At 64.3% G+C, this 25,937-nt stretch carries 29 protein-coding genes and 1 pseudogene; 19 read left to right on the top strand and 11 right to left on the bottom strand.

Annotated elements, in window-relative coordinates:
* The first annotated feature begins 23 nt into the window (after positions 1-23).
* Positions 24-914, top strand: a complete 891-nt coding sequence (locus AC50X5_RS07110) for a spermidine synthase (protein ID WP_494975410.1) — start codon at positions 24-26, stop codon at positions 912-914.
* Between the two features lie 87 nt (positions 915-1,001).
* On the opposite strand, the gene AC50X5_RS07105 is transcribed toward AC50X5_RS07110, so the two are convergent.
* A complete protein-coding gene (locus AC50X5_RS07105) occupies positions 1,002-1,907 on the bottom strand; it encodes a LysR family transcriptional regulator (protein ID WP_494975409.1) in 906 nt (301 codons plus the stop codon).
* A 141-nt stretch (positions 1,908-2,048) separates the two neighbouring features.
* On the opposite strand from AC50X5_RS07105, the gene AC50X5_RS07100 reads away from it, so the two are divergent.
* Both AC50X5_RS07100 and AC50X5_RS07095 read left to right on the top strand, forming a co-directional pair.
* The gene (locus tag AC50X5_RS07100; RefSeq protein ID WP_494975408.1) at positions 2,049-3,449 is read left to right on the top strand and encodes an MFS transporter; all 1,401 of its coding nucleotides are present in this window, start codon (positions 2,049-2,051) and stop codon (positions 3,447-3,449) included.
* Positions 3,450-3,490: 41 nt separating this feature from the next.
* A complete protein-coding gene (locus AC50X5_RS07095; protein ID WP_494975407.1) occupies positions 3,491-4,240 on the top strand; it encodes a 3-hydroxybutyrate dehydrogenase in 750 nt (249 codons plus the stop codon).
* 64 nt (positions 4,241-4,304) lie between these two features.
* Here AC50X5_RS07095 and AC50X5_RS07090 read toward each other — a convergent pair whose 3' ends face one another.
* The 3 genes from AC50X5_RS07090 to AC50X5_RS07080 form a co-directional block, all read right to left on the bottom strand.
* Positions 4,305-4,568, bottom strand: coding sequence for a hypothetical protein (locus AC50X5_RS07090; RefSeq protein WP_494975406.1), 264 nt, complete (start codon positions 4,566-4,568; stop codon positions 4,305-4,307).
* A 188-nt stretch (positions 4,569-4,756) separates the two neighbouring features.
* A complete protein-coding gene (locus AC50X5_RS07085; RefSeq protein ID WP_494975405.1) occupies positions 4,757-5,110 on the bottom strand; it encodes a hypothetical protein in 354 nt (117 codons plus the stop codon).
* Positions 5,094-5,471: a winged helix-turn-helix transcriptional regulator gene (locus AC50X5_RS07080; protein ID WP_494975404.1), complete on the bottom strand. Its 378-nt coding sequence runs from the start codon at positions 5,469-5,471 to the stop codon at positions 5,094-5,096. Before AC50X5_RS07080 ends, AC50X5_RS07085 begins: the two co-directional genes overlap by 17 nt.
* 100 nt (positions 5,472-5,571) lie before the next feature.
* Between AC50X5_RS07080 and AC50X5_RS07075 the strand changes: the two genes are divergently transcribed.
* Complete coding sequence (locus AC50X5_RS07075; RefSeq protein WP_494975403.1) at positions 5,572-6,444, top strand: SDR family oxidoreductase; 873 nt, start codon at positions 5,572-5,574, stop codon at positions 6,442-6,444.
* Between the two features lie 46 nt (positions 6,445-6,490).
* Here the strand turns inward: AC50X5_RS07075 and AC50X5_RS07070 are convergent, their stop codons facing one another.
* The gene (locus AC50X5_RS07070; RefSeq protein WP_494975402.1) at positions 6,491-7,093 is read right to left on the bottom strand and encodes a DinB family protein; all 603 of its coding nucleotides are present in this window, start codon (positions 7,091-7,093) and stop codon (positions 6,491-6,493) included.
* Positions 7,094-7,186: 93 nt separating this feature from the next.
* Here AC50X5_RS07070 and AC50X5_RS07065 point away from each other — a divergent pair, with 93 nt between their 5' ends.
* The 11 genes from AC50X5_RS07065 (at position 7,187) to AC50X5_RS07015 (ending at position 18,270) form a co-directional block, all read left to right on the top strand.
* Positions 7,187-8,335 (top strand): zinc-dependent alcohol dehydrogenase, encoded by a 1,149-nt coding sequence (locus tag AC50X5_RS07065; RefSeq protein ID WP_494975401.1) that lies wholly within the window; start codon positions 7,187-7,189, stop codon positions 8,333-8,335.
* Positions 8,336-8,344: 9 nt separating this feature from the next.
* The gene (locus AC50X5_RS07060; RefSeq protein ID WP_494975400.1) at positions 8,345-8,920 is read left to right on the top strand and encodes a hypothetical protein; all 576 of its coding nucleotides are present in this window, start codon (positions 8,345-8,347) and stop codon (positions 8,918-8,920) included.
* 140 nt (positions 8,921-9,060) lie between these two features.
* Positions 9,061-9,489 carry a hypothetical protein gene (locus AC50X5_RS07055; RefSeq protein WP_494975399.1) on the top strand — a complete coding sequence of 143 codons (429 nt, stop codon included), beginning with the start codon at positions 9,061-9,063 and terminating at the stop codon, positions 9,487-9,489.
* The gene (locus tag AC50X5_RS07050) at positions 9,483-9,704 is read left to right on the top strand and encodes a helix-turn-helix transcriptional regulator (RefSeq protein ID WP_494975398.1); all 222 of its coding nucleotides are present in this window, start codon (positions 9,483-9,485) and stop codon (positions 9,702-9,704) included. Before AC50X5_RS07055 ends, AC50X5_RS07050 begins: the two co-directional genes overlap by 7 nt.
* A gap of 2 nt (positions 9,705-9,706) precedes the next feature.
* On the top strand, positions 9,707-10,675 hold the full coding sequence (locus AC50X5_RS07045; protein WP_494975397.1) for an NAD(P)-dependent alcohol dehydrogenase: 969 nt from the start codon (positions 9,707-9,709) through the stop codon (positions 10,673-10,675).
* 102 nt (positions 10,676-10,777) lie between these two features.
* Complete coding sequence (locus tag AC50X5_RS07040) at positions 10,778-11,587, top strand: IclR family transcriptional regulator (RefSeq protein WP_494975396.1); 810 nt, start codon at positions 10,778-10,780, stop codon at positions 11,585-11,587.
* 195 nt (positions 11,588-11,782) lie between these two features.
* Positions 11,783-13,516, top strand: coding sequence for a urocanate hydratase (gene hutU / locus AC50X5_RS07035; protein ID WP_494975395.1), 1,734 nt, complete (start codon positions 11,783-11,785; stop codon positions 13,514-13,516).
* Between the two features lie 72 nt (positions 13,517-13,588).
* Positions 13,589-15,235 carry a histidine ammonia-lyase gene (gene hutH, locus AC50X5_RS07030; RefSeq protein WP_494975394.1) on the top strand — a complete coding sequence of 549 codons (1,647 nt, stop codon included), beginning with the start codon at positions 13,589-13,591 and terminating at the stop codon, positions 15,233-15,235.
* Positions 15,236-15,529: 294 nt separating this feature from the next.
* On the top strand, positions 15,530-15,679 hold the full coding sequence (locus tag AC50X5_RS07025) for a hypothetical protein (protein WP_494975393.1): 150 nt from the start codon (positions 15,530-15,532) through the stop codon (positions 15,677-15,679).
* Positions 15,680-15,961: 282 nt separating this feature from the next.
* Positions 15,962-16,903: an aldo/keto reductase gene (locus tag AC50X5_RS07020; protein ID WP_494975392.1), complete on the top strand. Its 942-nt coding sequence runs from the start codon at positions 15,962-15,964 to the stop codon at positions 16,901-16,903.
* A complete protein-coding gene (locus tag AC50X5_RS07015) occupies positions 16,900-18,270 on the top strand; it encodes an L-fuconate dehydratase (RefSeq protein WP_494975391.1) in 1,371 nt (456 codons plus the stop codon). The genes AC50X5_RS07020 and AC50X5_RS07015 overlap by 4 nt, the downstream gene beginning before the upstream one ends.
* Here AC50X5_RS07015 and AC50X5_RS07010 read toward each other — a convergent pair.
* Complete coding sequence (locus tag AC50X5_RS07010; RefSeq protein WP_494975390.1) at positions 18,183-18,992, bottom strand: FadR/GntR family transcriptional regulator; 810 nt, start codon at positions 18,990-18,992, stop codon at positions 18,183-18,185. The genes AC50X5_RS07015 and AC50X5_RS07010 overlap by 88 nt on opposite strands.
* A 23-nt stretch (positions 18,993-19,015) precedes the next feature.
* Here AC50X5_RS07010 and AC50X5_RS07005 point away from each other — a divergent pair, with 23 nt between their 5' ends.
* From AC50X5_RS07005 to AC50X5_RS06990, 4 genes and pseudogenes are all read left to right on the top strand, one after another.
* Positions 19,016-19,924, top strand: coding sequence for an amidohydrolase family protein (locus AC50X5_RS07005; protein WP_494975389.1), 909 nt, complete (start codon positions 19,016-19,018; stop codon positions 19,922-19,924).
* Positions 19,915-20,079, top strand: a pseudogene (locus AC50X5_RS07000) (L-rhamnose mutarotase); the annotation flags it as partial. The gene AC50X5_RS07005 and the pseudogene AC50X5_RS07000, both read left to right, overlap by 10 nt.
* Before the next feature lie 102 nt (positions 20,080-20,181).
* Positions 20,182-21,117, top strand: a complete 936-nt coding sequence (locus AC50X5_RS06995) for a fumarylacetoacetate hydrolase family protein (RefSeq protein WP_494976056.1) — start codon at positions 20,182-20,184, stop codon at positions 21,115-21,117.
* Positions 21,114-21,869 (top strand): SDR family NAD(P)-dependent oxidoreductase, encoded by a 756-nt coding sequence (locus AC50X5_RS06990; RefSeq protein ID WP_494975388.1) that lies wholly within the window; start codon positions 21,114-21,116, stop codon positions 21,867-21,869. Before AC50X5_RS06995 ends, AC50X5_RS06990 begins: the two co-directional genes overlap by 4 nt.
* An 85-nt stretch (positions 21,870-21,954) precedes the next feature.
* Here the strand turns inward: AC50X5_RS06990 and AC50X5_RS06985 are convergent, their stop codons facing one another.
* The 5 genes from AC50X5_RS06985 to AC50X5_RS06965 form a co-directional block, all read right to left on the bottom strand.
* Positions 21,955-22,200, bottom strand: a complete 246-nt coding sequence (locus AC50X5_RS06985) for a hypothetical protein (RefSeq protein WP_494975387.1) — start codon at positions 22,198-22,200, stop codon at positions 21,955-21,957.
* Between the two features lie 241 nt (positions 22,201-22,441).
* On the bottom strand, positions 22,442-22,834 hold the full coding sequence (locus AC50X5_RS06980; RefSeq protein WP_494975386.1) for a universal stress protein: 393 nt from the start codon (positions 22,832-22,834) through the stop codon (positions 22,442-22,444).
* A complete protein-coding gene (locus AC50X5_RS06975; protein ID WP_494975385.1) occupies positions 22,831-24,348 on the bottom strand; it encodes a tripartite tricarboxylate transporter permease in 1,518 nt (505 codons plus the stop codon). The genes AC50X5_RS06980 and AC50X5_RS06975 overlap by 4 nt, the downstream gene beginning before the upstream one ends.
* Positions 24,348-24,851 carry a tripartite tricarboxylate transporter TctB family protein gene (locus tag AC50X5_RS06970; RefSeq protein ID WP_494975384.1) on the bottom strand — a complete coding sequence of 168 codons (504 nt, stop codon included), beginning with the start codon at positions 24,849-24,851 and terminating at the stop codon, positions 24,348-24,350. Before AC50X5_RS06970 ends, AC50X5_RS06975 begins: the two co-directional genes overlap by 1 nt.
* Positions 24,848-25,852 (bottom strand): Bug family tripartite tricarboxylate transporter substrate binding protein, encoded by a 1,005-nt coding sequence (locus AC50X5_RS06965; RefSeq protein ID WP_494975383.1) that lies wholly within the window; start codon positions 25,850-25,852, stop codon positions 24,848-24,850. The genes AC50X5_RS06970 and AC50X5_RS06965 overlap by 4 nt, the downstream gene beginning before the upstream one ends.
* Between the last annotated feature and the right edge of the window lie 85 nt (positions 25,853-25,937).

The following is a 25,937-nucleotide window of genomic DNA, read 5'->3' as shown; positions in this document are numbered from 1 at the left end:
CTCCGGGACCGGGTGCGGAAATAGTGGCACGGCGCGGCAAAAGCGGCGGCAGGAACCAGGGCAGTCCGATCCCGGGAGTCATCGAGCTGCCCAAGGGCAGCCGTGCCGATGGTCCTGTTGAGGGCGTCTACTACATTGACACCGGCGACTGCCAGCTGATCCAGGACCAGGACAATTCCACCGGCTGGCTGCTGAAAATCAACGGCGTGATGAGTTCGCACATCGACCTTGCCGATCCGCTGTTCCTGGACTTTGAGTACATGCGCTGGATTGCGGCCTTGATTGAGTCGCGATGGCCGGCGGGTGAGCACCATAAACTGCGCGGGTTGCACCTCGGCGGTGGTGCCTGCTCCCTCGCACGGTACTTCCATGCGGCTTATCCGGATGCCCGCCAAGTGGTGGTGGAGCTGGACGGCAAGCTGGCCGAATACGTCCGCGGCTGGTTTAACCTCCCCAAGGCGCCCATGCTCCGGCTCCGTGTGGGGGAGGCCCGTGAGGTGACCGAATCGCTGACGCCGGACTCCCGCGACTTCATCATTCGCGACGTCTTTGCCGGGTCTGTGACGCCCCGCCCGCTCACCACCAACGAGTTCATCGACCACGTCCGCAACGTCCTGGCACCCGGCGGAATCTACGTGGTGAACTCCGGCGATGCTCCGGACTTGAAGAACGCGCGCGAGGATGCCGCCACCATCGCAGCCGCCTTTGAATACACGGCACTCGTTGCCGATCCCGCCATGCTCAAGGGCAGGCGTTACGGCAACATGGTGATGGCCGGCTCGGACCGGCCGTTCGACGACGATCCGTCGCTGGCCCGCCGGCTCCTGGGCGGCGCCGTTCCCGCCCACATCTGGAACGACGCCCAGGTCCGCGCCTTCGCCAGGAACTCGCCGGTGCGGCACGACCCGGCGTAACCCGGTGATCGAGCGGGCCTGGTGATCGAGCCTGTCGAGATCCCGGTTTCGACAAGCGCAACCACCAGAGGGCTCAACCACCGGGTCTCAGCCACCGGGTCCGCGGCCCAGCAGCGCATCCCTGGAAGCGGCCACTTCCTCCTGCAGCGCATGGACGACTGCGGCCACGGCGGGCCGGCGCATCGAATCCGGCCGCAGTACCATCCAGTAGGGAAGCAGTTCGGCGAACTCCGCAGGCAGCAGCCGGACCAGGTCCTCGTGGCGATCGCCCATAAAACACGGCAAAAATCCGATCCCGGCGCCGGCCCGCGTGGCTTCCACGTGCACAAAAACGTTGGTGGAGGTCAGGCCGTCGCGCATGGCGGGTACCAACCGCCGGGGCGCGTCCAGATCGTCCACCTGCAGCATCGAATCCACGAAGTACACCAGCGGGTGCTCCGTCACTTCGTCCACAGTGGAGGGCGTGCCGTTTTCGGCGAGGTACGCCCGCGACGCGTACATCCCCAGCATGTACTCACCCAGCCGGATCGCCTCCGCCCGATGCACCTGCGGCTCGCCTACCACCACCTCGATGTCCAGCCCGGACCGCTGTTGCAGCGCCCGACGCGTCATGGTCACCACCTCCACGCTCAGTCCCCGGTGCCGGCGCCGCAGTCTGGCCACAGCCGGTGCGGCAATGTAGGCGCTGAAACCGTCGGTAGCGGTCATGCGTACGACGCCGGCAATGGGGTCAGGTGCCTCGCCCGCCGGTCCCAGCGTGCCCACCGCGGCCTCCACCCGTTCCGCTGCCCGCACCGCCTCCGCGCCCAACTCGGTCACCTCCCAACCGCCGGACGCCCGGGCGAGGACCCTGCCGCCCAGTTCCTTCTCAAGGGCGGCTATCCTGCGTGAGATGGTGGTGTGGTTGAGGCCCAGGTTCTGTGCCGCCGTCGTGAATTTTGCTGAGCGGGACACCGCGAGGAGGATCAGGAGGTCGTCAGGGTTGACTGTCATATCTGCAATTGTGCACATGTAGCGTGCCGAACTGGTCATTGAAGGGCTGCGACTGTGCAGGAATACTCAGTGGCAGCAGTTGTGCCGTGGCTCACAAACCGAGGGACCGGCACGTGTCAATGTGGACACCGAGGAGACATCATGAGCACAGAGCAACACCGGACGGGCAGAGCGCACAGTGCGGGTCCGGCCGGATCCGCAGCCAAGGGCACCGGGCTGAAGAAGATCGTGGCGGCTTCCATGGCGGGAACGGTGGTGGAGTGGTATGAATTCTTCCTCTACGCCACAGCAGCCACCCTCGTTTTTGGCAAATACTTCTTTCCCGCCACCGGCAACGAACTGGATGGCATCATCCAGGCATTCCTCACTTACGCCGTGGGCTTCGTGGCCCGCCCGCTCGGCGGCATTGTGTTCGGTCAGATCGGCGACAAACTGGGCCGTAAGCCCACCCTCCAGCTGACCATTGTGCTCGTCGGCGTTGCCACATTCCTGATGGGCTGCCTACCGGGCTTTGCCGAAATCGGCTACGCGGCTCCGGCCATGCTGGTGGCGCTACGCTTCATCCAGGGCTTTGCACTGGGCGGTGAATGGGGTGGTGCCGTGCTGCTTGTGGCCGAGCACAGCCCCAATGAATCGCGCGGATTCTGGTCCAGCTGGCCGCAGGCTGCCGTACCGGTAGGGAACCTGCTGGCCACGCTGGTCCTGTTCATCATGTCCACCACCCTCAGCAGCGAGGCGTTCCTTGGCTGGGGCTGGCGGGTGGCGTTCTGGCTGTCCGCGGTGATCGTGTTCGTTGGCTACTACATCCGCACGCACGTGACCGAAGCTCCCATTTTCCTCGAAGCCAAGGCGCTGGTGGAGAAGGAACAAGCCGTCAGCTACGGCGTCTTCGAAGTGGTCCGCAAATACCCCAAGGGCATTCTGCAGGCGATGGGACTGCGCTTTGCGGAGAACATCATGTACTACCTGGTGGTCAGCTTCTCCATCGTTTACCTCAAAAGCGTCCACCAGTACGACACGTCATCGCTCCTGCTGGCCCTGCTGATCGCGCACGTCATCCATTTCCTGGTCATCCCGCAGGTAGGACGCCTGGTAGATTCCTGGGGCCGCAAACCGGTGTACCTGCTCGGCGCGATTGCCGGTGCCTCCTGGCCGTTCTTTGCATTCCCGATGTTCGACACCCGCAATGCCGTGGTGATCGTTGCCGCAGTAACAGTCGGCCTGTGCCTGCACGCGTTTATGTACGCAGGACAGCCGGCCATCATGGCTGAGCTGTTTCCCACCCGGATGCGTTACTCCGGCGTCTCGCTGGGCTCGCAAGTGACGTCCATCTTTGCCGGTTCACTGGCTCCGCTTCTGGCCACCCAGTGGCTCAAGGACACCGGTTCCTGGGTTCCCACTGCCATCTACCTCCTGGTGGCTTGCGGCATCACTGCCGCAGTAGTGCTGAGCCTGAAGGAAACCAAGGGGATCGCCCTGGAGCAGGTGGACCTGGCGGACGCCAAACGCGAAGGCCTGGCTTCTGCCGCCGTCGTCCGCTGAACGGAAGGCGAACGGTCAGTGACTGCCGGAAGGGCACTGTTATGGAAAATTACTTGAACGGCCGCAAGGCCCTGGTCACCGGGGGTGCCAGCGGCATCGGGGCGGCGTGCGTGCGCGAGCTCGCCGCCCGCGGGGCAAAAGTGGTGGTGGCCGACGTCGATTCCGCCGGAGCTGCCGACCTCGCCGATGAAGTGGGGGGAACTGCCTGGGGCATTGACCTGCTGGACGTGGACTCGCTCGGAACGTTGAGCCTGGACTGCGACATCCTGGTGAACAACGCCGGGATCCAGCGGGTCAGCCCCATCGAGGAGTTCGATCCGGCCGATTTCCGGCGCATCATCACCCTGATGCTTGAGGCGCCGTTCCTGCTGATCAGGGCTGCGTTGCCGCACATGTACGCGAACAAGTTCGGCAGGATTATCAACGTCTCCTCGGTGCACGGCCTCCGCGCCTCCCCGTTCAAAAGCGCTTACGTTGCCGCCAAGCACGGCCTTGAGGGGCTCAGCAAGGTGACTGCGCTGGAGGGCGGGGAACACGGGGTTACGTCCAATTGCATCAACCCGGGCTACGTGCGAACCCCGCTGGTGGAGAAGCAGATCGCAGACCAGGCGCTGGTACACGGGATCCCCGAGTCAGAGGTACTGACCCAGGTGATGCTCACGGAATCTGCCATCAAGAGGCTGGTGGAACCGGAGGAAGTAGCGTCCCTGGTGGGCTGGCTTGTGTCCAATCCTGCCGGAATGGTTACTGGTGCCAGCTACACCATGGACGGCGGCTGGTCGGCTCGCTGAGGCGGTCCGCAAAAGTCCTCAAAAGTCAGCAAAAGAAGGAAGCGGGGCTGGCCGCTCTGAGCGGCTAGTCCAGCTTTTTGAGCTGACGGTGATCGTAGAAAAACACTCCTTGGGAAGTGTCCACACCCATTGACGTGCCCTGCCGGAAAACCACCACCCCCTCACGGCGGCCGTTGAAGGGATCGTCTCCCACTACTGCGTCACCAATCCTGTAAGGCGATCTTGGGGCGAGCCATCTCGCCATCCGCTTCCAGGCTTGCGCCGCAACCGTGGCCAGGCTGACTGGCTGGCCCATCCTGGACAGGTCCTGGACCGGGGCTTTGACCATGCGTACCATCTCCTCGCGGGCGGCCACCGGCCGCGCACTTGGGGGTGCAGGTAACCTGAATGCTCCCAGCGGAGTACGGCGCTCCCATTCCGGTCGGCACCCTGTAAACAAGGTTATCCACAAATCCCAGCAGTCACACCAATAACAAGTACCTGTTTTTTGATCCTGGTCCTGGTCAGAGGGCAGCGCTAGCTTTCCCCGCGGCGCAGCCACACAATGGTTGAGGCGATCAGAGCCAATGCCAGCGCCGGAACAAGTACGACGGCGCCTCCCGAGCTCCGAAGCAGTTGCGCGGCCAGCAGGGCCAGGAAAGCTGCGTAGACCGGAAACTTCGTGGACTGTCCGTTCGTGGTTCTCCCGGAAGCCGGCGGCTGCCAGCCCATTTTCCAGCCGACCATCAACACCGTGGTGAGGACCGCAAGCCCGCCGAAAAAAACCCATGGCGGTGGAACAAGGCCGACTATCAGGACCGCTGCGGCCATCAGCCCGGTGAGGATCAGCCAGTAACTGCGGACGCCCCGCGTTTCAGTTCCGGTCGCCAACGATTTTCTCAGCATTCTCGAAGGCCCACGTTGCCAGCGGTACCAGGAGCGCCGCTACTTCCTGACCCAACCCGGTGAGGCTGTAGTCCACCCGGGGCGGGATAACGGGTTGTGACTGGCGGTGCACCAGGCCGTCCTGTTCAAGGGTCTTCAGGGTCTGGGCCAGCATCTTCTCGCTGATCCCGTCCGCCCGGCGGCGCAGTTCGCTCCAGCGGTGTTCCCGTTCGGACAGCGCCAGCAGTATCAGCACACCCCATTTGCTGGTGATGTGATCCAGGACGGTACGGCTGGGACAGCCCGCGGGAAAGATTCCGTTTTCCAACGCCACTGAAGCGCGTGCTGGCTCAAAACTAACTTTCATGTCAGTACCTTACTTCAAAGTGCGTACTCTCTGTAGGGAAGTATTCGCCAGGAGAGCCTGTTAGCCATGGTGACAGCGCAAGCCACCGAAAGGGAATCACATGAGCATCGTTATCACCGGAGCAACCGGACACCTGGGTCGCCTGGTCCTGGAAGCCCTCCTGAACCGCAACGTACCGGCTGACGAAATTGTCGCCGTCGGCCGTTCCACGGAAAAACTGGCTGAATTCGCCGGACGTGGAGTGCAGGTCAAGAAGATGGATTACGACGACGCCGCATCGGTTGCGGAGGCCCTGAAGGGCGCGGACAAGGTGCTGCTGATCTCCGGCAGCGAGGTGGGCAAGCGCGTTGATCAGCACCGCGTGGTCATTGATGCCGCCAAAGCTGAGGGCGTAGAGCTGCTGGCTTACACCAGCATCGCGAATGCTGGAGCGACGCAGATGAAACTTGCCGCCGAACACGTGGACACTGAAGAACTGCTGAAGGAATCCGGGCTGCCGGTGGCCATTCTCCGCAACAGCTGGTACATCGAGAACTACACGGCCCAGATCCCCACCTACCTTGAGTACGGAGTTGTTACGGGCAGTGCTGGCGAGGGCCGGGTGAGCGCCGCCACCCGTGCGGACTATGCCGAAGCAGCCGCAGCAGTCCTCGTCGCTGACGGCCAGGCCGGAAAGACCTACGAACTGGGCAACGACCAACCGTTTTCCCTTGCCGAACTGGCCGCCGAAGTTGGTGCCGCAGCGGGCCAGGAAATCAGCTACCAGGACCTGCCCGCGGACGGGTTTGCCAAGCTCCTTGAGGGCGCTGGCGTACCCGCGCACTTCGCGGACATTCTGGCCGATTCCGATCTGGGGATCGCCCGGGGCGATCTCCTGGTGAACGGGAACGAGCTCAGCACGCTCCTTGGCCGGCCCGCCACCACCATGCAGCAGGCGGTCCGGGCAAGCGTGGACTCGCTGCAGGCCGCATAGGCAGCGGAAAGAACACTGTAGCAACACCCCGGCCTGGGGCAGCCCGTCAGCGGGTGGCCTCAGGCCGTTCGGTCGCCGCGGCCTTCCTGGCCGCGGCTTCGATGCGTTCCCGGTGGGCCGCCCATTCGGCGGCAGAGCGTGGCGTCACGTTGGGGTCCGCAGCGCCTTGACCCATTGCGCCGTCGATCAGTTCGCGCAGGATGTCCGCGTGGCCCAGATGGTGCGCCGTTTCCACGCACATGTGGGTGAGGATCTGGTGCAGGGTGACGCTACGACGTTCTTCCGGCCACCATGGCACAACACCCGGGGAATCCAGATCCAGTTCGTTGATGGTGGCGTCGGCGGCGGTGGCTGAGTAATGGTGCAACTCGATAATGGATTGACGGGACTCATCAGGCGTGGCCCAAAAATCGGCATCGGGTTCGGCGCCATTGGTGAACCACGGCAGGGCGCGGCCGCCGGGCCTGCCAAAAACGTCCGTGAAGTATCCCAGCTCTACGCTGGCCACGTGCTTCACCAGGCCCAGCAAGTTGGTGCCTGTGGGAGTCATGGGTTTGCGGATGCTGTATTCGTCCAGGCCGTCGAGTTTCCCCAAGAGGTTTTGGCGGCGGGTGCGGAGGTACTTGTGCAGTGTTTCCTTCTGGTCCATGGCCGGACTTTACCAAGGCGCTCCGACATCTGGCCTGTTGTTAAATAGTAAGCATGGTTACTATTTAACAAATTCCAACGGAAGGCGGCCAGAATGAAGGCCATGGTGTACCGCGGGCCCTACAAAATCCGCGTTGAAGAAAAGGACATTCCGCGGATCGAGCATCCCAACGATGCCATTGTGCGGGTGACACGGGCGGCAATCTGCGGTTCCGACCTGCACCTTTACCACGGCTTACTGCCGGACACCCGGGTGGGCACCACCTTCGGCCACGAATTCATCGGGGTGGTGCATGAGGTGGGATCTTCAGTTCAGCGGCTGGTGCCGGGCGACCGCGTGATGGTGCCCTTCAATATCTTCTGTGGCAGCTGCTACTTCTGTGCCCGCGGACTGTACTCGAACTGCCATAACGTCAACCCCAATGCCACCGCCGTGGGGGCCATTTACGGTTACTCGCACACCAGCGGAGGGTACGACGGCGGCCAGGCCGAATACGTCCGCGTTCCCTTCGCCGACGTTGGCCCCTCGCACATCCCTGAGTGGATGAGCGACGATGATGCCGTCCTGCTCACCGATGCCGTGCCCACCGGCTACTTCGGGGCGCAGCTCGGCGACATAGGCGAAGGCGATACCGTGGTGGTCCTCGGGGCAGGGCCGGTGGGGCTGGTGGCCGCCCAATCCTCCTGGTTGATGGGTGCCGGCCGTGTCATCGTTATTGACCATCTGGAGTACCGGCTCGAAAAGGCGCGCTCCTTTGCCCACGCCGAGACCTATAACTTCGTTGAGTACGACGACATCGTGGTGCACCTGAAGAAGATTACCGATGGACTTGGCGCCGACGTCGTTATTGATGCTGTCGGCGCAGAGGCCGTAGGCAACCTGACCCAGCACGTCACCGGCGCAAAGCTCAAGCTGCAGGGCGGCTCCCCGGTTGCCTTGAACTGGGCCATTGACTCGGTGCGGAAAGCCGGAACGGTATCAGTGGTTGGTGCTTACGGGCCTATTTTCAGCGCAGTAAAGTTCGGCGATGCCGTCAATAAGGGCCTGACCCTGCGAATGAACCAATGCCCGGTGAAGCGTCAATGGCCGCGGTTGTTCGAGCACCTCCAAAACGGCTACCTCAAACCATCCGAGCTTGTCACACACCGCGTCCCGCTGGAGCACGTTGCCGAGGGATATCACCTCTTTTCCAACAAGCTGGACAACTGCGTCAAGCCACTGCTCACATTTGACGAAGCCTGAGGAGGAGCCATGCCATATACCGCAGACCGGCCGCCAAAAGCACCGATCACTGACGAGCTCAAGGCCCGCATTCCCGGCTGGGGAGTTGACCTTGACCCTGCCGACAGGCCGTCTGTGCCACGGGAGCAAAGGGATCTTGACACCGGGGCCCACTGGGAGTTTCCGGACCGGCAGGAAGAACGGGAGCCCCGCGAGAGGTCCATTGAGCACCTGATGCTGCCGCCCGTTTTTGGTACCGGCGTCCCGTTGCGGGGTTTGTCCGGAGCCATCCGCCGCTACGCCTACAAGAACTACAGCGAGGCCCGTGCGGCCCATTGGCTGTTGCTGATCCTCGGGGACAGGGTGGACGCCTGGGAAAGCCACCTCCGCTCCTTCGCCACGTTCCGGCCTGACAACCCTGTCACCGAAAGCGGTGTCCAGGCCGAACTCAAGAGTCATCCTCTCCGTTCCCGCCGTGGACGCAAGGCTGATCTGAGCCACGTCTGGATGGATCCCATCATTGTCTTCGGGCCGTGGGTGGCCGCAGGCGGTGCGGCCGTGCTGGCTGGGCGGGCATTGGCTAAAGCTGCGGCTGGAAGACGCTGACCACGCACCACCTGCGGCACCACTCACCCCAACGCGGTGAGTGGTGCCCACCTAAACTGCTGAAGTAAAAAAGTCTTGACACGGTGTCGGGCATTCTTTACATTTGCTCATGTCAGCTTTGCTTAACATGAGGTGGGTAAATGTCTTACGAGGAGAAGAGCGCCTGGTTGTTCGGCGTCATTGCTGTGGCGGCCTACGCCGTTTACCTGGTGGTTGTGCTGGGCCAGGCGGGAGGCGCTGCGCTGGTGGACGTTGCCTATGTGGCGCCGCTGCTCTGGAGCGTTGGCGGCGCCATAGTGGTGTCCATCCTGCTGAATATGGTGATGGGCATGTTCTCGTCCAAAGGTGAACGCGCCAAGGACCAGCGCGACAGGGAAATATATCAATTCGGCGAACACGTGGGGCAGTCCTTCCTGGTAATTGGTGCCGTGGCAGCCCTGCTGATGGCCATGGCCGAACTGGACCATTTCTGGATCGCCAACACGATCTATCTGGCTTTTGTCCTCTCCGCGATCCTCGGGTCGGTGGCCAAGATCGTTGCCTACCGCCGGGGGTTCCAGACGTGGTGAGGCCTACGCGCGTCCACAATTCCATCCGCCGGCTGCGTTTCGAGGCAGGCAGTATGACCCAGGCCGAACTGGCCGAGCGCGTCGGCGTCACCCGCCAAACCATCATTGCCATTGAACAGGGCCGCTACTCGCCGTCACTGGAGATGGCGTTCCAGATTGCCAACGTCTTCCGCGTTCCGCTGGACGACGTCTTCCAGTACGAGCAAGGAGACTGATCGTGAAGGCTGTCATGCAGGATAAATACGGGTCCTCGGAAGTTCTTGAGTTGCGGGATATCGACATGCCGGTGCCCGGCGTCGGGCAGGTGCTCCTGCGGGTACGGGCGGCCGGCGTGGACCAGGGCGTCTGGCACCTGATGACAGGCCTGCCCTACCTCACCAGGCTGGGCTTCGGCCTCCGGAAACCTACGACGGCGGTGCGGGGCCGCGAGGTTGCGGGCGTGGTGGAATCAGTGGGGGAGGGCGTCAGCCGTTTGCAGCAGGGTGACGAGGTGTACGGCACCTGCGAAGGGTCGTTCGCCGAATATGCGTGCGCCAAGGAGGACAACCTCGCGCTGAAGCCTGCCGGCCTCACCTTCGAACAGGCCGCAGCCGCGGCCATCTCCGGGGTAACTGCGATGCAGGCGGTTCGGGATGCCGGCCAGGTAACTGCCGGCCAGAAGGTGCTGGTTCTCGGAGCAGGCGGTGGTGTCGGCTCCTTCGCTGTTCAGCTGGCCAAGGCGGCCGGGGCGCACGTCACCGGCGTGTGCAGCGCAGCCAAGGCCGAACTGGTGCTCTCACTCGGCGCTGATCGCGTCATCGACTACGCCGTGGAAGACCCGACGGCGGCAGCTGAGACATTCGACGTCGTACTGGATACTGCCGGCAACCGTCCCCTAAGGGCGCTTCGGAGGTTACTCACCCCGCATGGCACCCTGGTGGTGATCGGTGGCGAGGGCGGCGGGAAGATCGGCGGCGGATTCGACCGCTCTCTGCGGGCAGCGGCGTTGAACCCCTTCGTCCGGCACAACCTGAAGGCCCTGATCTCGCTGGAGAAAGCGCAGAACCTTGAGGATCTGGCGGCCATGATCGACGCCGGCCACGTGACCCCGCACATCGATGCTGTTTACCCGTTGGCAGAGGCGCGGGCTGCCATTGACCGGCTGCGTTCCGGGCGGGTGGGTGGCAAGGTTGTCCTCGCCCTCTGAAAGGCACTCTGAAAGCCTCCGGCAGATTCCGTGTCCGGGATCAGAGACTCTGCTGCCGCGTGGTGCGCACCGTAAGGGGCAGGCCGGGAGCATGCTTAATCCATGCCAGCCGCCTACACCGTCCCGCGCACCAAAGTGACCTCGAAGGTCCCTGCTGCCGAAAACACCCTGCGTATCCTCAAGCTCCTGGCTTCCCGCCGGGGACCCATGGCGGCGTCGCAAATTGCCACGTCCCTGGGGTTGCCGCGCTCCAGCGTCTACCACCTCCTTGGCGTGATGGAGGAGAACGGCTTTGTGCTGCACCTGCACGAGGAACAGCGGTACGGGCTGGGAATCAGTGCGTTCGAACTCAGCTCTGCCTACTCGAGGCAGGAGCCGTTGTCGCGGCTGGGGAGACCGCTGCTGGCGTCCCTGGTGGATGTGATCGGCGAGAGCGCACACCTGGCCGTGCTGCACGGACGCGACGTGCTGTACATCGTCGAGGAGCGGGCCAAAAACAGGCCCTCGCTGGTGACGGATGTTGGCGTTAGGCTGCCCAGTCACCTCACGGCAAGCGGCAGGGCGATCCTGGCCGCGCTGCCTAAGTCGCAGGTCCGGGCCTTGTATCCCAATGCTGCCGCCTTCACCGCCCGGCACGCGGTGGAAGGCGCCATCATGAAATACTCGGCGCTGTCCTCGCACCTGGACCAGGTGCGGCAGCGTGGCTATGCCACCGAACATGGTGAGGTGACGCCGGGCTTCGGGTCCATCGCCGCCGCTGTCACAGATCACGTGGGCTGGCCGACGGCGGCAGTCGCCGTGACATTTCTTGAGGAAAAGCTGCCGGGGGACCAGTGGCCGGCACTGGCCGCCCGCGTGCAGAAAGTGGCCGATGACCTCTCGGTCCGCCTCCACGGCCGGCCCGCCCGCTGACCCGCGCCCCCTTCCCCAACTGGGTAGCAGTAACTGCCGTTTAGAGGGGCCTAAACGGCAGTTAGTGCTACTCACTTGAGCGGCGGGTCTGGAATCCCGGACAGCAGGCGAACAAAATGACTGTTCGGGCTGCGCCGTCGGGGCTTTAGTGGAAGTAGACCTCTTGCAACCGCTGATCCAACGAAGGAGCGCCCTATGGCACCCGCCGATTTCACCACCGGAGCCCGCCCGGTCAAAGCTGCCCGCGGCACCGAACTCACGGCCAAGTCGTGGCAGACCGAAGCGCCACTGCGCATGCTGATGAACAACCTGGATCCGGAGGTTGCCGAACGCCCGGACGATCTGGTGGTTTACGGCGGCACCGGCCGTGCCGTGCGCTCCTGGGCTGCCTTCGATGCCATCACGCGCACCCTGGAAACCATGGAAAAGGACGAAACCCTGCTGGTCCAGTCCGGCAAGCCGGTGGGCGTGTTCCGCACCAACGAATGGGCGCCGCGGGTGCTGCTGGCCAACTCCAACCTCGTGGGTGACTGGGCAAACTGGCCCGAGTTCCGCCGCCTGGAGGCCGAGGGCCTGATGATGTACGGGCAGATGACTGCCGGTTCGTGGATCTACATTGGCACCCAGGGCATCCTGCAGGGCACCTACGAGACCTTTGCCGCCGTCGGGCGCAAGCTCCAGGCAGAAGGCCGCATCGCGGCGGGCGCAGGCACAGGCGCCGGCAGTGCAGGCCCGCTTGCCGGGACACTGACCCTTACCGGTGGTTGCGGCGGGATGGGCGGCGCGCAGCCGCTCGCCGTCACGCTGAATGACGGCGCCTGCCTGATTGTCGACGTCGACGAAACCCGCCTGCGCCGCCGCGTCGGCAAGCGCTACCTGGACGAGGTCGAAACCGACCTCGACGCCGCGATCGCCAAGGTGAACAAGGCCAAGGAAGAGCGCCGTGGCTGGTCCGTGGGTTACGTCGGTAACGCTGCCGAGGTTTTCCCTGAGCTGTTGCGCCGCCACAAGGCCGGGGAACTGCACATTGACGTGGTCACCGACCAGACCAGTGCCCACGACCCGCTGTCCTACCTGCCCGAGGGCATCACCGTCCAGGACTGGCAGACCGAAGCGGCCGCGGACCCTGAAGGCTTCACCAAGAAGGCCCAGGCTTCCATGGCCAGGCACGTCCAGGCGATGGTGGAATTCCAGGATGCCGGCGCCGAGGTCTTTGACTACGGAAACTCGATCCGTGATGAAGCCCGCAAGGGCGGCTACACCCGGGCATTTGAGTTCCCCGGCTTCGTCCCGGCCTACATCCGCCCGCTGTTCTGCGAGGGCCTGGGCCCGTTCCGCTGGGTGGCGCTCTCAGGAGACCCGGAAGACATCGCTGTAACCGACGCGGCAATCAAGGAACTGTTCCCGGAGAACACCCACCTGCACAAGTGGCTCGACGCCGCTGCCGAGCGGGTCGAGTTTGAGGGCCTGCCGGCACGGATTTGCTGGCTGGGCTATGGCGAACGAGCCAAAGCCGGACTGCTGTTCAACCAGCTCGTCAGAGATGGCAAGGTCAAGGCCCCCATCGTGATCGGACGTGACCACCTGGACTCCGGGTCCGTGGCGTCCCCGTACCGGGAGACCGAATCCATGGCTGACGGTTCCGACGCGATCGCCGACTGGCCCATGCTCAACGCACTGCTCAACACCGCTTCCGGCGCCACCTGGGTATCCCTGCACCACGGCGGCGGAGTTGGCATTGGGCGGTCCATCCACGCAGGCCAGGTCTCCGTCGCGGACGGCACCGATCTCGCGGCGCAGAAACTTGAACGCCTCCTCACGAACGACCCCGGCATGGGCGTCATCCGCCACGCCGACGCCGGCTACGACCGCGCCCTCGAAGTAGCCGCCGAACGCGGCGTCCGCATCCCCATGAACGAGAACCGCTGACACCTGGTGATCGAGCCTGTCGAGATCCACCGGTTTCGACAGGCTCAACCACCGGTTCAACAAAGGAACCCCATGACTATCCCCACGAACTCCCTCACCTCGCAAGCTCGGTCAGGGAACCCTGTCCGCGTGGCCCCAACCCACGAACGGCTGACCGTCACGCTCGGCTCCAGCGGCGTCACCCCTGAAGACGTCCTGAACGTCGCCCGCCACGGTGCCAAGGTCACCATCAGCCAGGAAGCCCTGGACACTGTGGCCAAGGTCCGTGCCCACATCGACGACCTCGCCCACAGCGAAACCCCGGCGTACGGCATTTCCACTGGCTTCGGCGCACTGGCCAACCGCCACATCCCGAACGAGCTGCGAACCCAGCTGCAGAAGAGCCTCATTCGCAGCCACGCCGCAGGCATGGGCCCGGCCGTGGAACGCGAAGTGGTCCGCGGCATCATGTTCCTGCGCGCCAAGACCCTCGCCTCAGGCCGCACCGGCGTCCGTCCCGTGGTCCTCCAGACCATGGTGGACGTACTCAACGCCGGAATTACTCCGGTAGTCCGCGAATTTGGTTCGCTGGGCTGTTCCGGGGACCTTGCCCCGCTTTCGCACTGCGCACTGGTGCTGATGGGTGAAGGCGAAGCGGCCGGGCCCGACGGCGTGACGTACGGCGGGCGCGGCGAGGCCCCTGTCGCTGAGCTGCTTGCCGCACACGGTATCGAGCCGGTCATCCTGGCGGAAAAGGAAGGCCTGGCGCTGGTCAATGGCACCGAGGGCATGCTGGGCATGCTGCTGATGGCCATCGCGGATCTTCGCATGCTGCTGACGACGGCGGACATTACCGCTGCGCTCAGCGTAGAGGCGCTCCTGGGTACTGACCAGGTGTTCCTGCCGGAACTGCATGCGGCGTTGCGCCCGCATCCGGGCCAGGCTGACAGCGCTGACAACATGCTCCGTGTGCTGGCCAACTCGCCCATCGTGGCCTCCCACCGGATCAATGACACGAAGGTCCAGGATGCCTACTCGTTGCGGTGCGCTCCGCAGGTGGCAGGCGCCGTCCGGGACACTGTTGCCCATGCCGAGCTGGTGGCCTCCCGCGAACTGGCCGCAGCGATCGACAACCCAGTGGTCCTGCCGGACGGCCGGGTATCCTCCAACGGCAACTTCCACGGCGCCCCCGTGGCGTACGTGCTGGACTTCCTGGCCATCGCCGTGGCGGACCTGTCCTCCATTGCCGAGCGCCGCACGGACCGCATGCTGGACCCTGCCCGCTCGCACGGACTGCCGGCCTTCCTGGCCAACGATCCCGGGGTGGACTCGGGCCTGATGATCGCCCAGTACACCCAGGCCGGCCTGGTTTCGGACAACAAGCGCCTGGCCGTCCCGGCATCGGTGGACTCCATTCCGAGTTCCGCCATGCAGGAGGACCACGTGTCCATGGGCTGGCACGCGGCACGGAAGCTGCGCAAGGCCGTAGAGAACCTGCGGCGGGTCCTGGCCATCGAGCTGGTGGCCAGTGCCCGGGCCATCGACATCAGGACGCAGCTTTCCGACGGCGGGCTGACGCCCGGACCCGCCGGTGCTGCCGTCATCGCCGTCCTGCGCGGCGTGGTCGACGGTCCAGGGACGGACAGGTTCCTGTCTCCGGAACTGGAAGCTGCAGACTTGCTGGTTGCCTCCGGTGAGGTGCGCGCCGCCGTCGAATCTGCCATCGGGATACTTGCCTGATGCGGAATATCCTTCGGGATGCAGCTGCGCTTTGCAGGCCCGTCGAAATATACGGCGACACACGCAGACGGGCCCGCGAAGTGTAGTAGAACTGAAGATGTAGTGGAAGTCACATCAAGGATGCTGTGACCCTGGATTGATCGTCGCAGCAGCAGTTAGTTGCAAGAACATATGCAGTTGAATGAATACAAAGGGGTAGAAGTTCAGATGAAAGCACGTGGGGCAGTCTTATCCAGGCGCAACGCCCATTCAGCCACCGTTCCGGACTGGGGTACCCTCCAGCCGGGGACCCGAGTGGAAATCCTCCAGCACGCGCAGGTCGTCGCAGGGGGTGTTGTGGAGGAGGTGTCGCAGAGCGGAAACGTCCTGTGGCTGGTTTCTTCCACCCCCACCGAAAAGCAGGTTTTCCTGAAGTCTGATGGTGTGCAGGTCCGAAAGACCTAAGCACCTGAACTCGTTCAGAACCAAAAGGTCCCCGCCGCCCGGCGCTTCCCCTGTCAAGGAGAAGACAGGATGGCGGGGGCCTTTTGTTTCACCCAGCGGTCATTCATCGGATCAATGTGCTATTTTTCTATGCAGGGCCTGAAAAGATCAGATTGGTTCCCCTTTATTCGCCGTATGCTGGGGAAACTCCCTGGGCGGCAGCGGTTATTCATCTTATGATTCGGGGTGTTGGTTATGAACCGGCGATCGGTTAGGGGCCGGAGCAAGGTAACTGAGCTGGGCTTGGGAACAGCTCAGCTGGGGAACCTGTACCGCGAAATCACCGACGCGGAAGCCCAAGCCACGGTTGAAGCGGCCTGGGCGTCCGGAGTGCGCTACTTCGACACTGCCCCGCATTATGGCCTGGGCTTGTCCGAGCACCGGCTCGGTGCAGCCTTGAAACAGTACCCACGCGAGGACTTTATCGTTTCTTCCAAAGTGGGGCGGCTGCTGGTGCCCAATGATCCGGTGCAGGGAATGGACGATGAAGGATTCGCTGTGCCGGCAACCCACCGGCGGGAATGGGATTTCAGCCGGGAGGGCATCCTGCGTTCCGTTGAAGGGACGCTGGCCCGCACTGGCCTGGACCGCCTGGACATCGTCTACCTCCACGACCCGGACCACCACTGGGACCAGGCCTCCACAACGGGAGTCGGCACGCTGATCGAGCTGCGGGATCAGGGTGTTGTGGGGGCCGTCGGCGTCGGCATGAACCAGGCGCAAATGCCCGCCAGGTTCATCCGGCAGGCTGACATTGACGTGGTGATGCTCGCTGGCCGGTACACGCTGCTGGACCAGTCCGGCCTGGACGAGCTGCTGCCGCTGGCGCTGGAACGGAACGTACGGATTGTGGCCGCTGGCGTCTACAACTCAGGCCTGCTCAGCTCGGCGCAGCCCGGGCCGGGTGCCAAATACGACTACCAGGACGCCCCGCAGGAAGCGCTGGCAAAGGCCCGGCAGCTCGCCGCACTCTGCGAGGAGCATGGCACCACACTCCCGGAGGCCGCCGTCGCCTACCCGCTGCAGCACCCGGCCGTGGTGTCCGTAGTCCTTGGCGCCCGTTCGCCCGGCCAGGCACGGGAAAACCATCGACGGTACACCTCCGCCCCCGGCCCTGATTTCTGGGCAGCACTGAAGGCCAGCGGACTGGCTGCCCTTTCCTCTGACTTTCAAGGAATTCGATGACCACCGTTACAGCCGTCACCTCCCACGACGTCCGCTTTCCCACATCACTGAGCATGGATGGCTCCGATGCCATGAACAAGGACGGGGACTACTCCGCGGCCTACGTGGTCATTCACACTGATGACCCCGTGGTGAAGGGCTATGGCTTCACGTTCACCATCGGCCGGGGCAACGATCTTTGCGTCGAAGCGGCCCGCCAGCGCGGGCTGCCGTTGATCGGGCGGACGGTGGAAGAGCTGGTCGAGGACCTCGGTGGCACCTACCGGAGCCTGCAGGGGGACTCGCAGCTGCGCTGGCTGGGTCCGGAAAAAGGCGTGGTCCACCTCGCGTTGGCCGCTGTGATGAACGCGGTCTGGGACCTCGCGGCACGGGTGGCGGACAAGCCGCTGTGGCGCCTTCTCACGGAAATGACCCCGGAGCAGCTGGTGGACGCAGCGGACCTTCGCTACCTCTCCGATGTTTTGACCCGCGAGGAGGCCCTGGCCATCCTGGCCAGGCAGGCCCCCACCCGGCAGCAGCGGATCGAAGAGCTCGAAGCCCGGGGCGGCTATCCCTGTTACACCACCAGTGCAGGCTGGCTTGGCTACAGCGACGACAAGCTGCGCCGGCTTCTCCAGGAAGCTGTGGACGAAGGCTACAAGCACGTGAAGCTGAAAGTCGGCGCGGATCTGCAGGAAGACATCCGCCGGCTCAGCATTGCCCGCGAAGTCATCGGCTGGGACGCAAACCTGATGATTGACGCCAACCAGGTCTGGGATGTTCCGGAAGCCATTGTATGGATGAAGGAACTTGCCCCCTTCAAGCCGCTCTGGATCGAAGAACCCACCAGTCCTGACGACATCCTTGGACATGCTGCCATCAGGAAGGCAGTGGCGCCCATCGGCGTGGCCACTGGGGAGCATGGCATGAACCGTGTGCTGTTCAAGCAGATGTTCCAGGCCGGGGCCATCGACTACTGCCAGCTCGATTCAGCCCGCCTTGGCAGCGTCAACGAGATCCTGGCGGTTTATCTGATGGCGTGCAAGTTCGGTGTTCCGGTGTGCCCGCATGCAGGGGGAGTAGGGCTCTGCGAGCTGGTGCAGCACCTGTCCATTTTTGACTACGTGGCAGTTTCCGGGTCCCTGGACAACAGGGTGACCGAATTTGTGGACCACCTCCACGAGCACTTCACGGACCCGTGCATTGTGTCCAACGGCTCCTATGCCCTACCCCTGCGGCCTGGGTACAGCGCCCAGATGCTTGAAGGGTCAGTGGCGGACTACACATTCCCTGGTGGAAACTACTGGGTATCTGCGTCCGCGGCAGCCAGCAGCCCGGCAGGCACTGCAGCCGAGCCGGAGCTGTCCCCGCTGCTTCCGGGCGCCTGAGCTTCGAGGAAATCCTGGACACCCAGCAGATGGTTTGCCATTCGGATCCTGGCACTTTCCGCGCTCCCGGCCCGGAGGGCTTCCAGGAGGTCAAGGTGCTCGACGTGGGTTCGCTGGTGCACGCCCTGCTCTGCGATGGCCCGCCACAGCCGCCCCCGCAGGGTGCGGTTGGCCAGTGCCTCGATCAGGGCTTCAAGGGCAGGGTTTCCGGAGGCCCGGGCAATCACCCGGTGGAAGTCCAGGTCTGCCTGCAGGAGGGCCTCGTGGTCCAGATGTCCACCTGCAGAGATGAGTCCGCCCGCCCGATCCAGGATGGCGGCCGCGTCATGGAGTTCGTCCGGCCCGATCCGGGTTGCGGCCAGGGCAGCTGCCTCGGATTCCAGGATCCGCCGGACGTTCTGGACATGCGCGATTCCCGCTGCATCCTGAAGATCGACCATAAATTCCATGGGAGCCAGGAGGCGGTCCGGGGACAGCGACGTCACGTAGGTTCCGTCACCCTGCCGGGTTTCCAGCACGCCCATGATTGCCAGGGCCCGGACTCCTTCGCGGAGCGACCCGCGGGAGACGCCAAGCGAGGCGGCCAGTTCCTTTTCGATCGGAAGGCGCGCGCCGGCGTCGAGCTTTCCGCTGGTGATCATCTCTTTGATGCCCTGGACAACAACGTCGGTCTGCGAGCGCGCGCCGGCGCCCCCGGCGGCTGGGCTCACAGTGGAAGGCATAGCTTCATTGTAGGAGGAACACCATGACCGTCATCGATGCCCACCAGCATGTGTGGGATCCTGCACAGGCCGAGTATCCGTGGCTGGGTCCGGAACTTGCCCCCATCAACAGGGCTGTTGCCTTCGATGAACTGCAGCCGTCGCTGGACAGGGCAGGAGTGCAGGCCACCATCCTGGTCCAGTCAGCTGATAACGACGACGACACGCACCTGATGCTGCGCGCTGCCGGGAAGTTTCCGCAAATCGCAGCCGTGGTGGCCTTTGCGCCGTTGGCAGACGCCGGGCGCACGGCGGAGCTCGCGGAGGGTTTCCGGGCTGATCCGCTGGTGGTGGGCATCCGGAACCTCATCCACAACCAGCCCGATCCGAACTGGCTGCTGCGGGCGGAGGTCCGTGCCGGCCTGGAGGTCCTTGAAAAAGCGGACCTGGCCTTCGATCTGGTGTCCGTGCTTCCGCGGCACCTGGAACTGGTGCCGGAGCTTTCCGCCCGGCATCCTGCCCTGCGCCTGGTGATCGACCACCTGTCCAAACCGCCGGTGGGGGCACCTGGCGACAGAACATGGCGGACCCTGCTGGCCCGGGCAGCGGAGAACCCGCTGGTCCACGCCAAGATCTCCGGGCTGTACTCCTCAACAGGGGACCCGGCGTCGTGGACGACCGAATCGATCCGGCCGTTCATTGAATACGCCGTGGAAGTTTTCGGGCCGGAGCGGTTGATGTATGGCGGGGATTGGCCCATCTCGGTGACGGCGGGCGGCTATGACAGGATCTGGGATGCCGTATCCGGAATCCTCGCCGAACTGCCGGCCCGGGACCGCGACCTGATCCTGGGTGGTACGGCCGAGCGCTTTTACCGCATGGACGCCGGGCTGCTGGCGCAGGCAGAGGCGGCATCGGCGGCGCTTCCTGTTCCTTCGGAGGCATGGCCATGACACGTGGTGCCCAGGTGGTCGGGATCAGGCCGGACCGGATCGATGACTACGAACGGGTCCACGCGGCAGTGCGGCCGGCGGTCCTCGAGCGATTGTCACGAAGCGCGGTCACAAACTACTCGATTTACCGGATGGACATCCTCCTGTTTTCCTATTTTGAGTACCGGGCAACGATTATGACGCCGACATGGCCGCCACCACAACTGACCCGCCACCATCTTGAACGATGCAGAACCTCAGATCATAGGAGATCCAGTATGAAAATAGTGCGATTAGGTGTTGCCGGCAAAGAGCAGCCGGCCGTTGTGGTGGCCGCGGAAGACGGTTCGGACAAGTACTTCAGCCTCAAGCCGCTGACCGCTGACGTGGACGGTGCGTTCCTCGCCGGCGGCGGGGTGGCTAAGGTCCGCGAGGCGCTGGCGGCCGGCACCCTTCCGGTCCTGGACGGTGCCGGGGAGCTGCGGGTGGGCCCGCCGGTATCCCGGCCGGGATCCGTGGTGTGCATCGGCATGAACTACGCCGCGCATGCAGCCGAATCAGGAGCAGCCCCGCCGGAGATCCCTGTGGTTTTCCTCAAGCCGGCAAATACCGTGGCAGGGCCCTACGACGCCGCCCCGATCCCGCCACTGTCCGCAAAGTATGACTGGGAAGTGGAACTGGGAATTGTTATCGGCAAGGAGGCCAGCTACCTCGGCGCCGTGGCTGACGCGCGGGAGTGCATCGCCGGCTACGTGACTGCCAACGACCTGTCAGAGCGTGAATACCAGTTGCCGGGCGCAGCGGGCCAGTGGACCAAGGGCAAGTCCTTGCCGGGATCCACGCCGCTTGGGCCCTGGCTGGTTCCGGCAGATGACGTCGATTCAGGCAATTTCCGGCTCCGCAGTTGGGTCAACGGGGAAGCCCGGCAGGATTCCACCACGGCAGACCTCATTTTCGATCCTGTCACTGTGGTCCATCACCTGAGCCAGTACATGCTGCTGGAACCGGGAGATGTGATCCTCACCGGTACCCCGGCAGGCGTGGCTTTGAGTGGCCGGTTCCCGTACCTCCAGCCCGGGGACGTTCTGGAGTTGGAGATCGAAGGGCTTGGCCGCCAACGGCAGGAATTCTTCCGGGCCGCCGGGGCGCTGCGGCCCGGGCAGGCAGCCGGTGAAGCAGCGGGACAGCCAGCGGAAACCGGCGTCAGGTCATGAGTGAGCTGCAAGGACTGGTCGCCATCGTCACGGGAGGGGCATCAGGCATCGGCGATGCCGTTGTCCGCAGGCTCCAGGGCCTGGGGGCGCAAGTCGCCGTCCTGGACCGTGACCCGGCGGATTCGGCACCCGGGGCTTTCCCGGTCACCTGCGACGTCGCCGACGACGCCTCAGTGCGTACCGCCGTCGAATCCGTTCTTGCCGAATTTGGCCGGCTGGACGTCGTGGTGAACAACGCCGGCATCGGCGCGCAGGGAACGGTGGAGGACAACAACGACGACGAATGGCACCGCGTGTGGGACGTGAACGTCGTGGGGATGGTTCGGGTCAGCCGGGCCGCGCTGCCGGCGCTGCGGGAGTCGCCGTCGGCAGCGATCGTGAATACCTGCTCGATCGCAGCCACGGCGGGGCTGCCGCAGCGGGCGCTGTACTCCGCGTCCAAGGGCGCGGTGCTGTCGCTGACCCGGGCCATGGCCGCTGACCATTTGCGGGATGGCATCCGGGTCAACTGCGTCAACCCCGGCACCGCTGACACGCCCTGGATCGCCCGCCTCCTGGATGATGCACCGGACCCGCAGGCAGAACGTGCCGCCCTGGAAGCCCGCCAGCCACACGGCCGGCTGGTTTCCGCCGATGAGGTTGCCGGTGCTGTGGCCTATCTGGCCAGCCCGCTGTCCGGATCCACGTCAGGTACGTCAATAGCGGTGGACGGCGGCATGCAGGAACTGCGCCTGCGTCCAGTGGGCGCCTGAACCGGTCCCGGCACAGCGAAAAGTCCCCGTCTCCGGCCGCTGACTCGTGCGGCTGGTGACGGGGACTTCTGCTGCGTCCTGGGTTTCAGGCCGCGATGTTCTCGTACGTCTCGCCATAGGGAACGGACTGGTCCACTGCCACGATGTACCGGCCGGGCAGGGTCCGGGTGACCAGGATTCCACAGCTCGCCCGGCGGGCCGGTTCGATCAGGGACTTAACCGCGCGGTCGAGGCCGTCGTGGACCTCGTGGGCAGAAGAAAATTCAAGCTCGATGGAAGCGCTTGTCCGTTCGCCGGACGGCAAGGGACGTTCCAAAATAGTTGCAGTCATGTTGTCGCCTTTCAGTGATGCGGGGCCGGAGGGCCTGGGATAGTTTAGGCGCTCCGGCCGGATATGGCGAAACGATTCAACACTTTTCATCGATAATGATTACATCCGGACACTGGACGCACAAGAGGCAACAGCGGTGTTCATGTTCGCCCAAACAGCGGGAGACGGAAAAGTCCGGGGCCTGTCCGCAGGAACCCGAGGGACGCTGCGGACAAGCCCCGGACCGTTCGGAGCAAAGAGGCTAACCGGCCTTGACCGCCAACACCGGGCAATCGGCTTCCAGCAGGATCCGTTGCGATGTGCTGCCCATAATCAGCTTGCCTACCGGACTCCGGCGGCGCAGGCCGATCACAATCAGCTCGGCGTTGTGCTCCTCCGCGGCATTAAGGACCTCCACTGCCGCATCGTGTCCACGGACCGGCTGCTTGATCACGTGGTCTACTCCCTGGCTGGCCAGGCGGTCCTCGATGCTCTGGATTTCTTGCTCCTGCGCGTACCTGTTGTCCACCAGGGCGTCACCCTTGGACGAGTTGATCACCAACAGCCGGGTGCCGCGCTGCCGGGCTTCCGCGATGGCCTGCGCCAGGGCCGCTTCGCCCTCGGGCGTGGGGACGTATCCCACTACGATCGTCATATCTGCTCCATCTTGGTTGGTTCGGAACGGCTTGGTTGGCGGGTCCGTCGCCAGAGCTTGAGCAACAGCGGGAACACCAGGATGATCGCCACGATGATGTAGACCACGACGGCGATCGGCTCGCCCAGCAGCCCTGACGGGTCACCGCTGGAGAGCTGCAGCGCCTTGCGGAGCTGGTCCTCCAGCCGTGGTCCCAGGATCACGCCCAGGATCAGCGGCAGGACGGGCAGCCCGAAGCGCCGCATCATGAAGCCCAGCGCTCCGAGCACCAGCAGGAGTACCAGGTCGAACGCCTGCAGGTTCACCGAGTAGGCGCCAAGCGTGGCGAAGAACAGGATGCCGGCATACAAATACGGGCGGGGAAGCTGCAGCAGCTTCGCCCACATCGGTGCCAACGGCAGGTTGATCAGCAGCAGCAGGAAGTTGCCGATGAAAAGACTGGCAATCAAGGCCCAGACCAGGGGCCCCTGGCTGGCGAACAGCTGCGGGCCTGGCTGGATACCGTAGGAGGTGAACGCGGCCAGCATGACGGCAGCCGTGGCGTTGGTGGGCAGGCCCAGGGCAAGCAGGGGCGTCATCGTGCCGGCCGCGGCCGCGTTGTTGGCCGCTTCCGGCCCGGCAACACCTTCGATGGCGCCGTGGCCAAATTCTTCGGGGTGCTTGCTCAGGCGCTTCTCGGTGACATAGGACAAGAAGGTGGGAATCTCGGCGCCGCCGGCGGGCAGCGCCCCGAAGGGAAACCCGAACGCGGTTCCGCGGAGCCAGGGCTTCCAGGACCGCCTCCAGTCGGCTTTGCCCATCCACGGCCGGCCTACCGGGATGGCATGCAGCGGGGTGCGGCGCAGGTGGGCAGCAACCCAGAGGGCCTCGCCCACAGCGAAGATGGCAACGGCCACCACCACAATGTCCAGGCCATCGGCCAACAACGGGATCCCGAAGGTGAGGCGGGCCTGTCCCGACCCCATGCCAACCAGGCCAATGGCCAGGCCGAGGCCAAGGGCGGCGAAGCCGCGGAGCCGGGAGGACCCCAGGACGGCGGTGACTGCCAGGAGGGCCAGGACCATGATCGCGAAGTAGCTGGGTGCGCCCAGGCTGACGGCGAAGTCAACCACGATCGGGGCAAACAGGGCCAGCAGCGCGGTGCCGATGGTACCGGCAACGAAGGAACCGATGGCAGCCGTTGCCAGGGCTTGCGCTGCCCTGCCCGCCTTGGCCATCTTGTTGCCTTCAATGGCCGTCACCACGGACGACGATTCCCCGGGAGTGTTCAGCAGGATGGAGGTGGTGGAACCGCCGTACATGCCGCCGTAGTAGATACCCGCGAACATGATGAATGCGCTGGTGGGTTCCAGGGCGTAGGTCACCGGCAGCAGCAGTGCCACAGTCATGGCCGGGCCCAGTCCCGGGAGGACGCCGACAGCAGTGCCCAGGAGCACGCCGATCACGGCATACAGGAAGTTCATGGGGGTCAGGGCGGTTGCAAAACCGTCCATCAGGGAGGACCAGACGTCCATTACAGGATCCCTTCCAGGAGGCCGGCGGGGAGGGGGATACCCAGGCCGAGGTAGAAGCCGTAGAAGGTGAGCACCGACAGGCCGACGGCGATCAGGGCGTCACGCAGGTAGTGCCTGCTGCCCAGTGCCCAGGCGCTGCCCCAGAAGTGGACCGTCCCGGAGATGACCCAGCCGGCCACGTCGATCAGCAGGATATTCAGGACGAATGCGCCCACCAGCGGCAGGACGGTTTTCCAGTCGGCCGGATGGGTGAGGTCCACGTCCTCGCCGCCCTCCGCCTCGCCCTTGCCGCCCCGCAGCACGTCGATGGCCAGGAACACTGCGCAGACAAGCAGGAGGCCGGACACCAGGTAGGGAATGGTTTTTGGCCCTACCGGATCAGTTTGGGAGTACGTGATGGCCAGGCTGCTGGCGTCGAGGAAGACCACGACGCCGGCCACGCCGAGCAGGAGGGCTACCCCCAGCTCGGCGCGGCCTTTCAAGCCTGAGGCTATGGAACTCACGCCAAACCAAGCTTCGTGAGGACGTCCGCCACCCGCTTGTCCTGCTCAGTAAGGAAGCTGGAGAACTCGTCGCCGGTGATGAACGCGTCGGTCCAGCTGTTCTTCTTCAGCGCTTCCTTCCAAGCGTCACTGGCGTGCATGTCCTCGAGGGCGCCGATCAGCTTTTCCTTGTCCTCGTCGCTGATGCCTGGAGGAGCCACTATGCCGCGCCAGTTGCTGAAGACCAGATCGATGCCGGATTCCTTCAGGGTGGGAGCGTCCACTCCTTGGAGGCGGTTCTCGCCGCTGGTAGCCAGGACGCGGACCTCGCCGGACTCGATTTGCTGGAGGTACTCGCCCGCACCGGATGCTGCGAAGCCCAGCTTGTTGCCCAGGATCGCGGGCAGGAGGTCTCCGCCGCCGTCGTAGGAAACGAAGTTCACCTTGGTGGCATCGATGCCCACCGCTCCAGCGAGCTGCATCGGGAGCAGGTGGTCCGGGCCACCGGGGGAGGATCCGCCGCCGACGGCGATGGAACCGGGATCGGCCTTCCATGCCGTGACCAGGTCATCGATGGTCTTGTAGGGAGAGTCCTTGCTGACCATGATGGCGCCGGGCTCCTCGATCAGCCGGGCCAGCGGCGTGGTGTCGGTCAGCTTGGCCTCGGACTTGTTGGTGTAGCTTGCGCCCACCACGCCAAGTCCCATCAGCATGGTGAGGTCTCCGTTGCCCTTTTCGTTGACCACACGGGCCAGGCCCACGGTGCCGCCGGCACCGGCCAGGTTGAATACCTCCGTGTTGGTGCTGATCTTCTCGTCGTCGAGGACCTTTGCTGCAACGCGGGCGGTGGTGTCGTAGCCGCCACCGGCGGTGTTGGGGACCATGATCTGGACTCCGGCGAGAGGGCCGGCAGCGGCGCCGGAAGTCTGGGCGGAGTTGTTTCCTGTAGCACCGCAGCCGGTGGCCATCAGGGCGATGCCGGCGGCGACGGCGGCAATTCGCAATGCGCGGGTCTGGCGCATGGTGTTCCTCTTCTCGATAAGAAATCTTGTCAAAAACTGACTGGTGATTCGATGCTAGGTCCGGAAGTGACCGCCATCACTCTTG

It is taken from the genome of Pseudarthrobacter sp. MDT1-40-2 (genome assembly GCF_059383595.1).
This window is presented reverse-complemented; position numbering and strand designations above follow the sequence as displayed.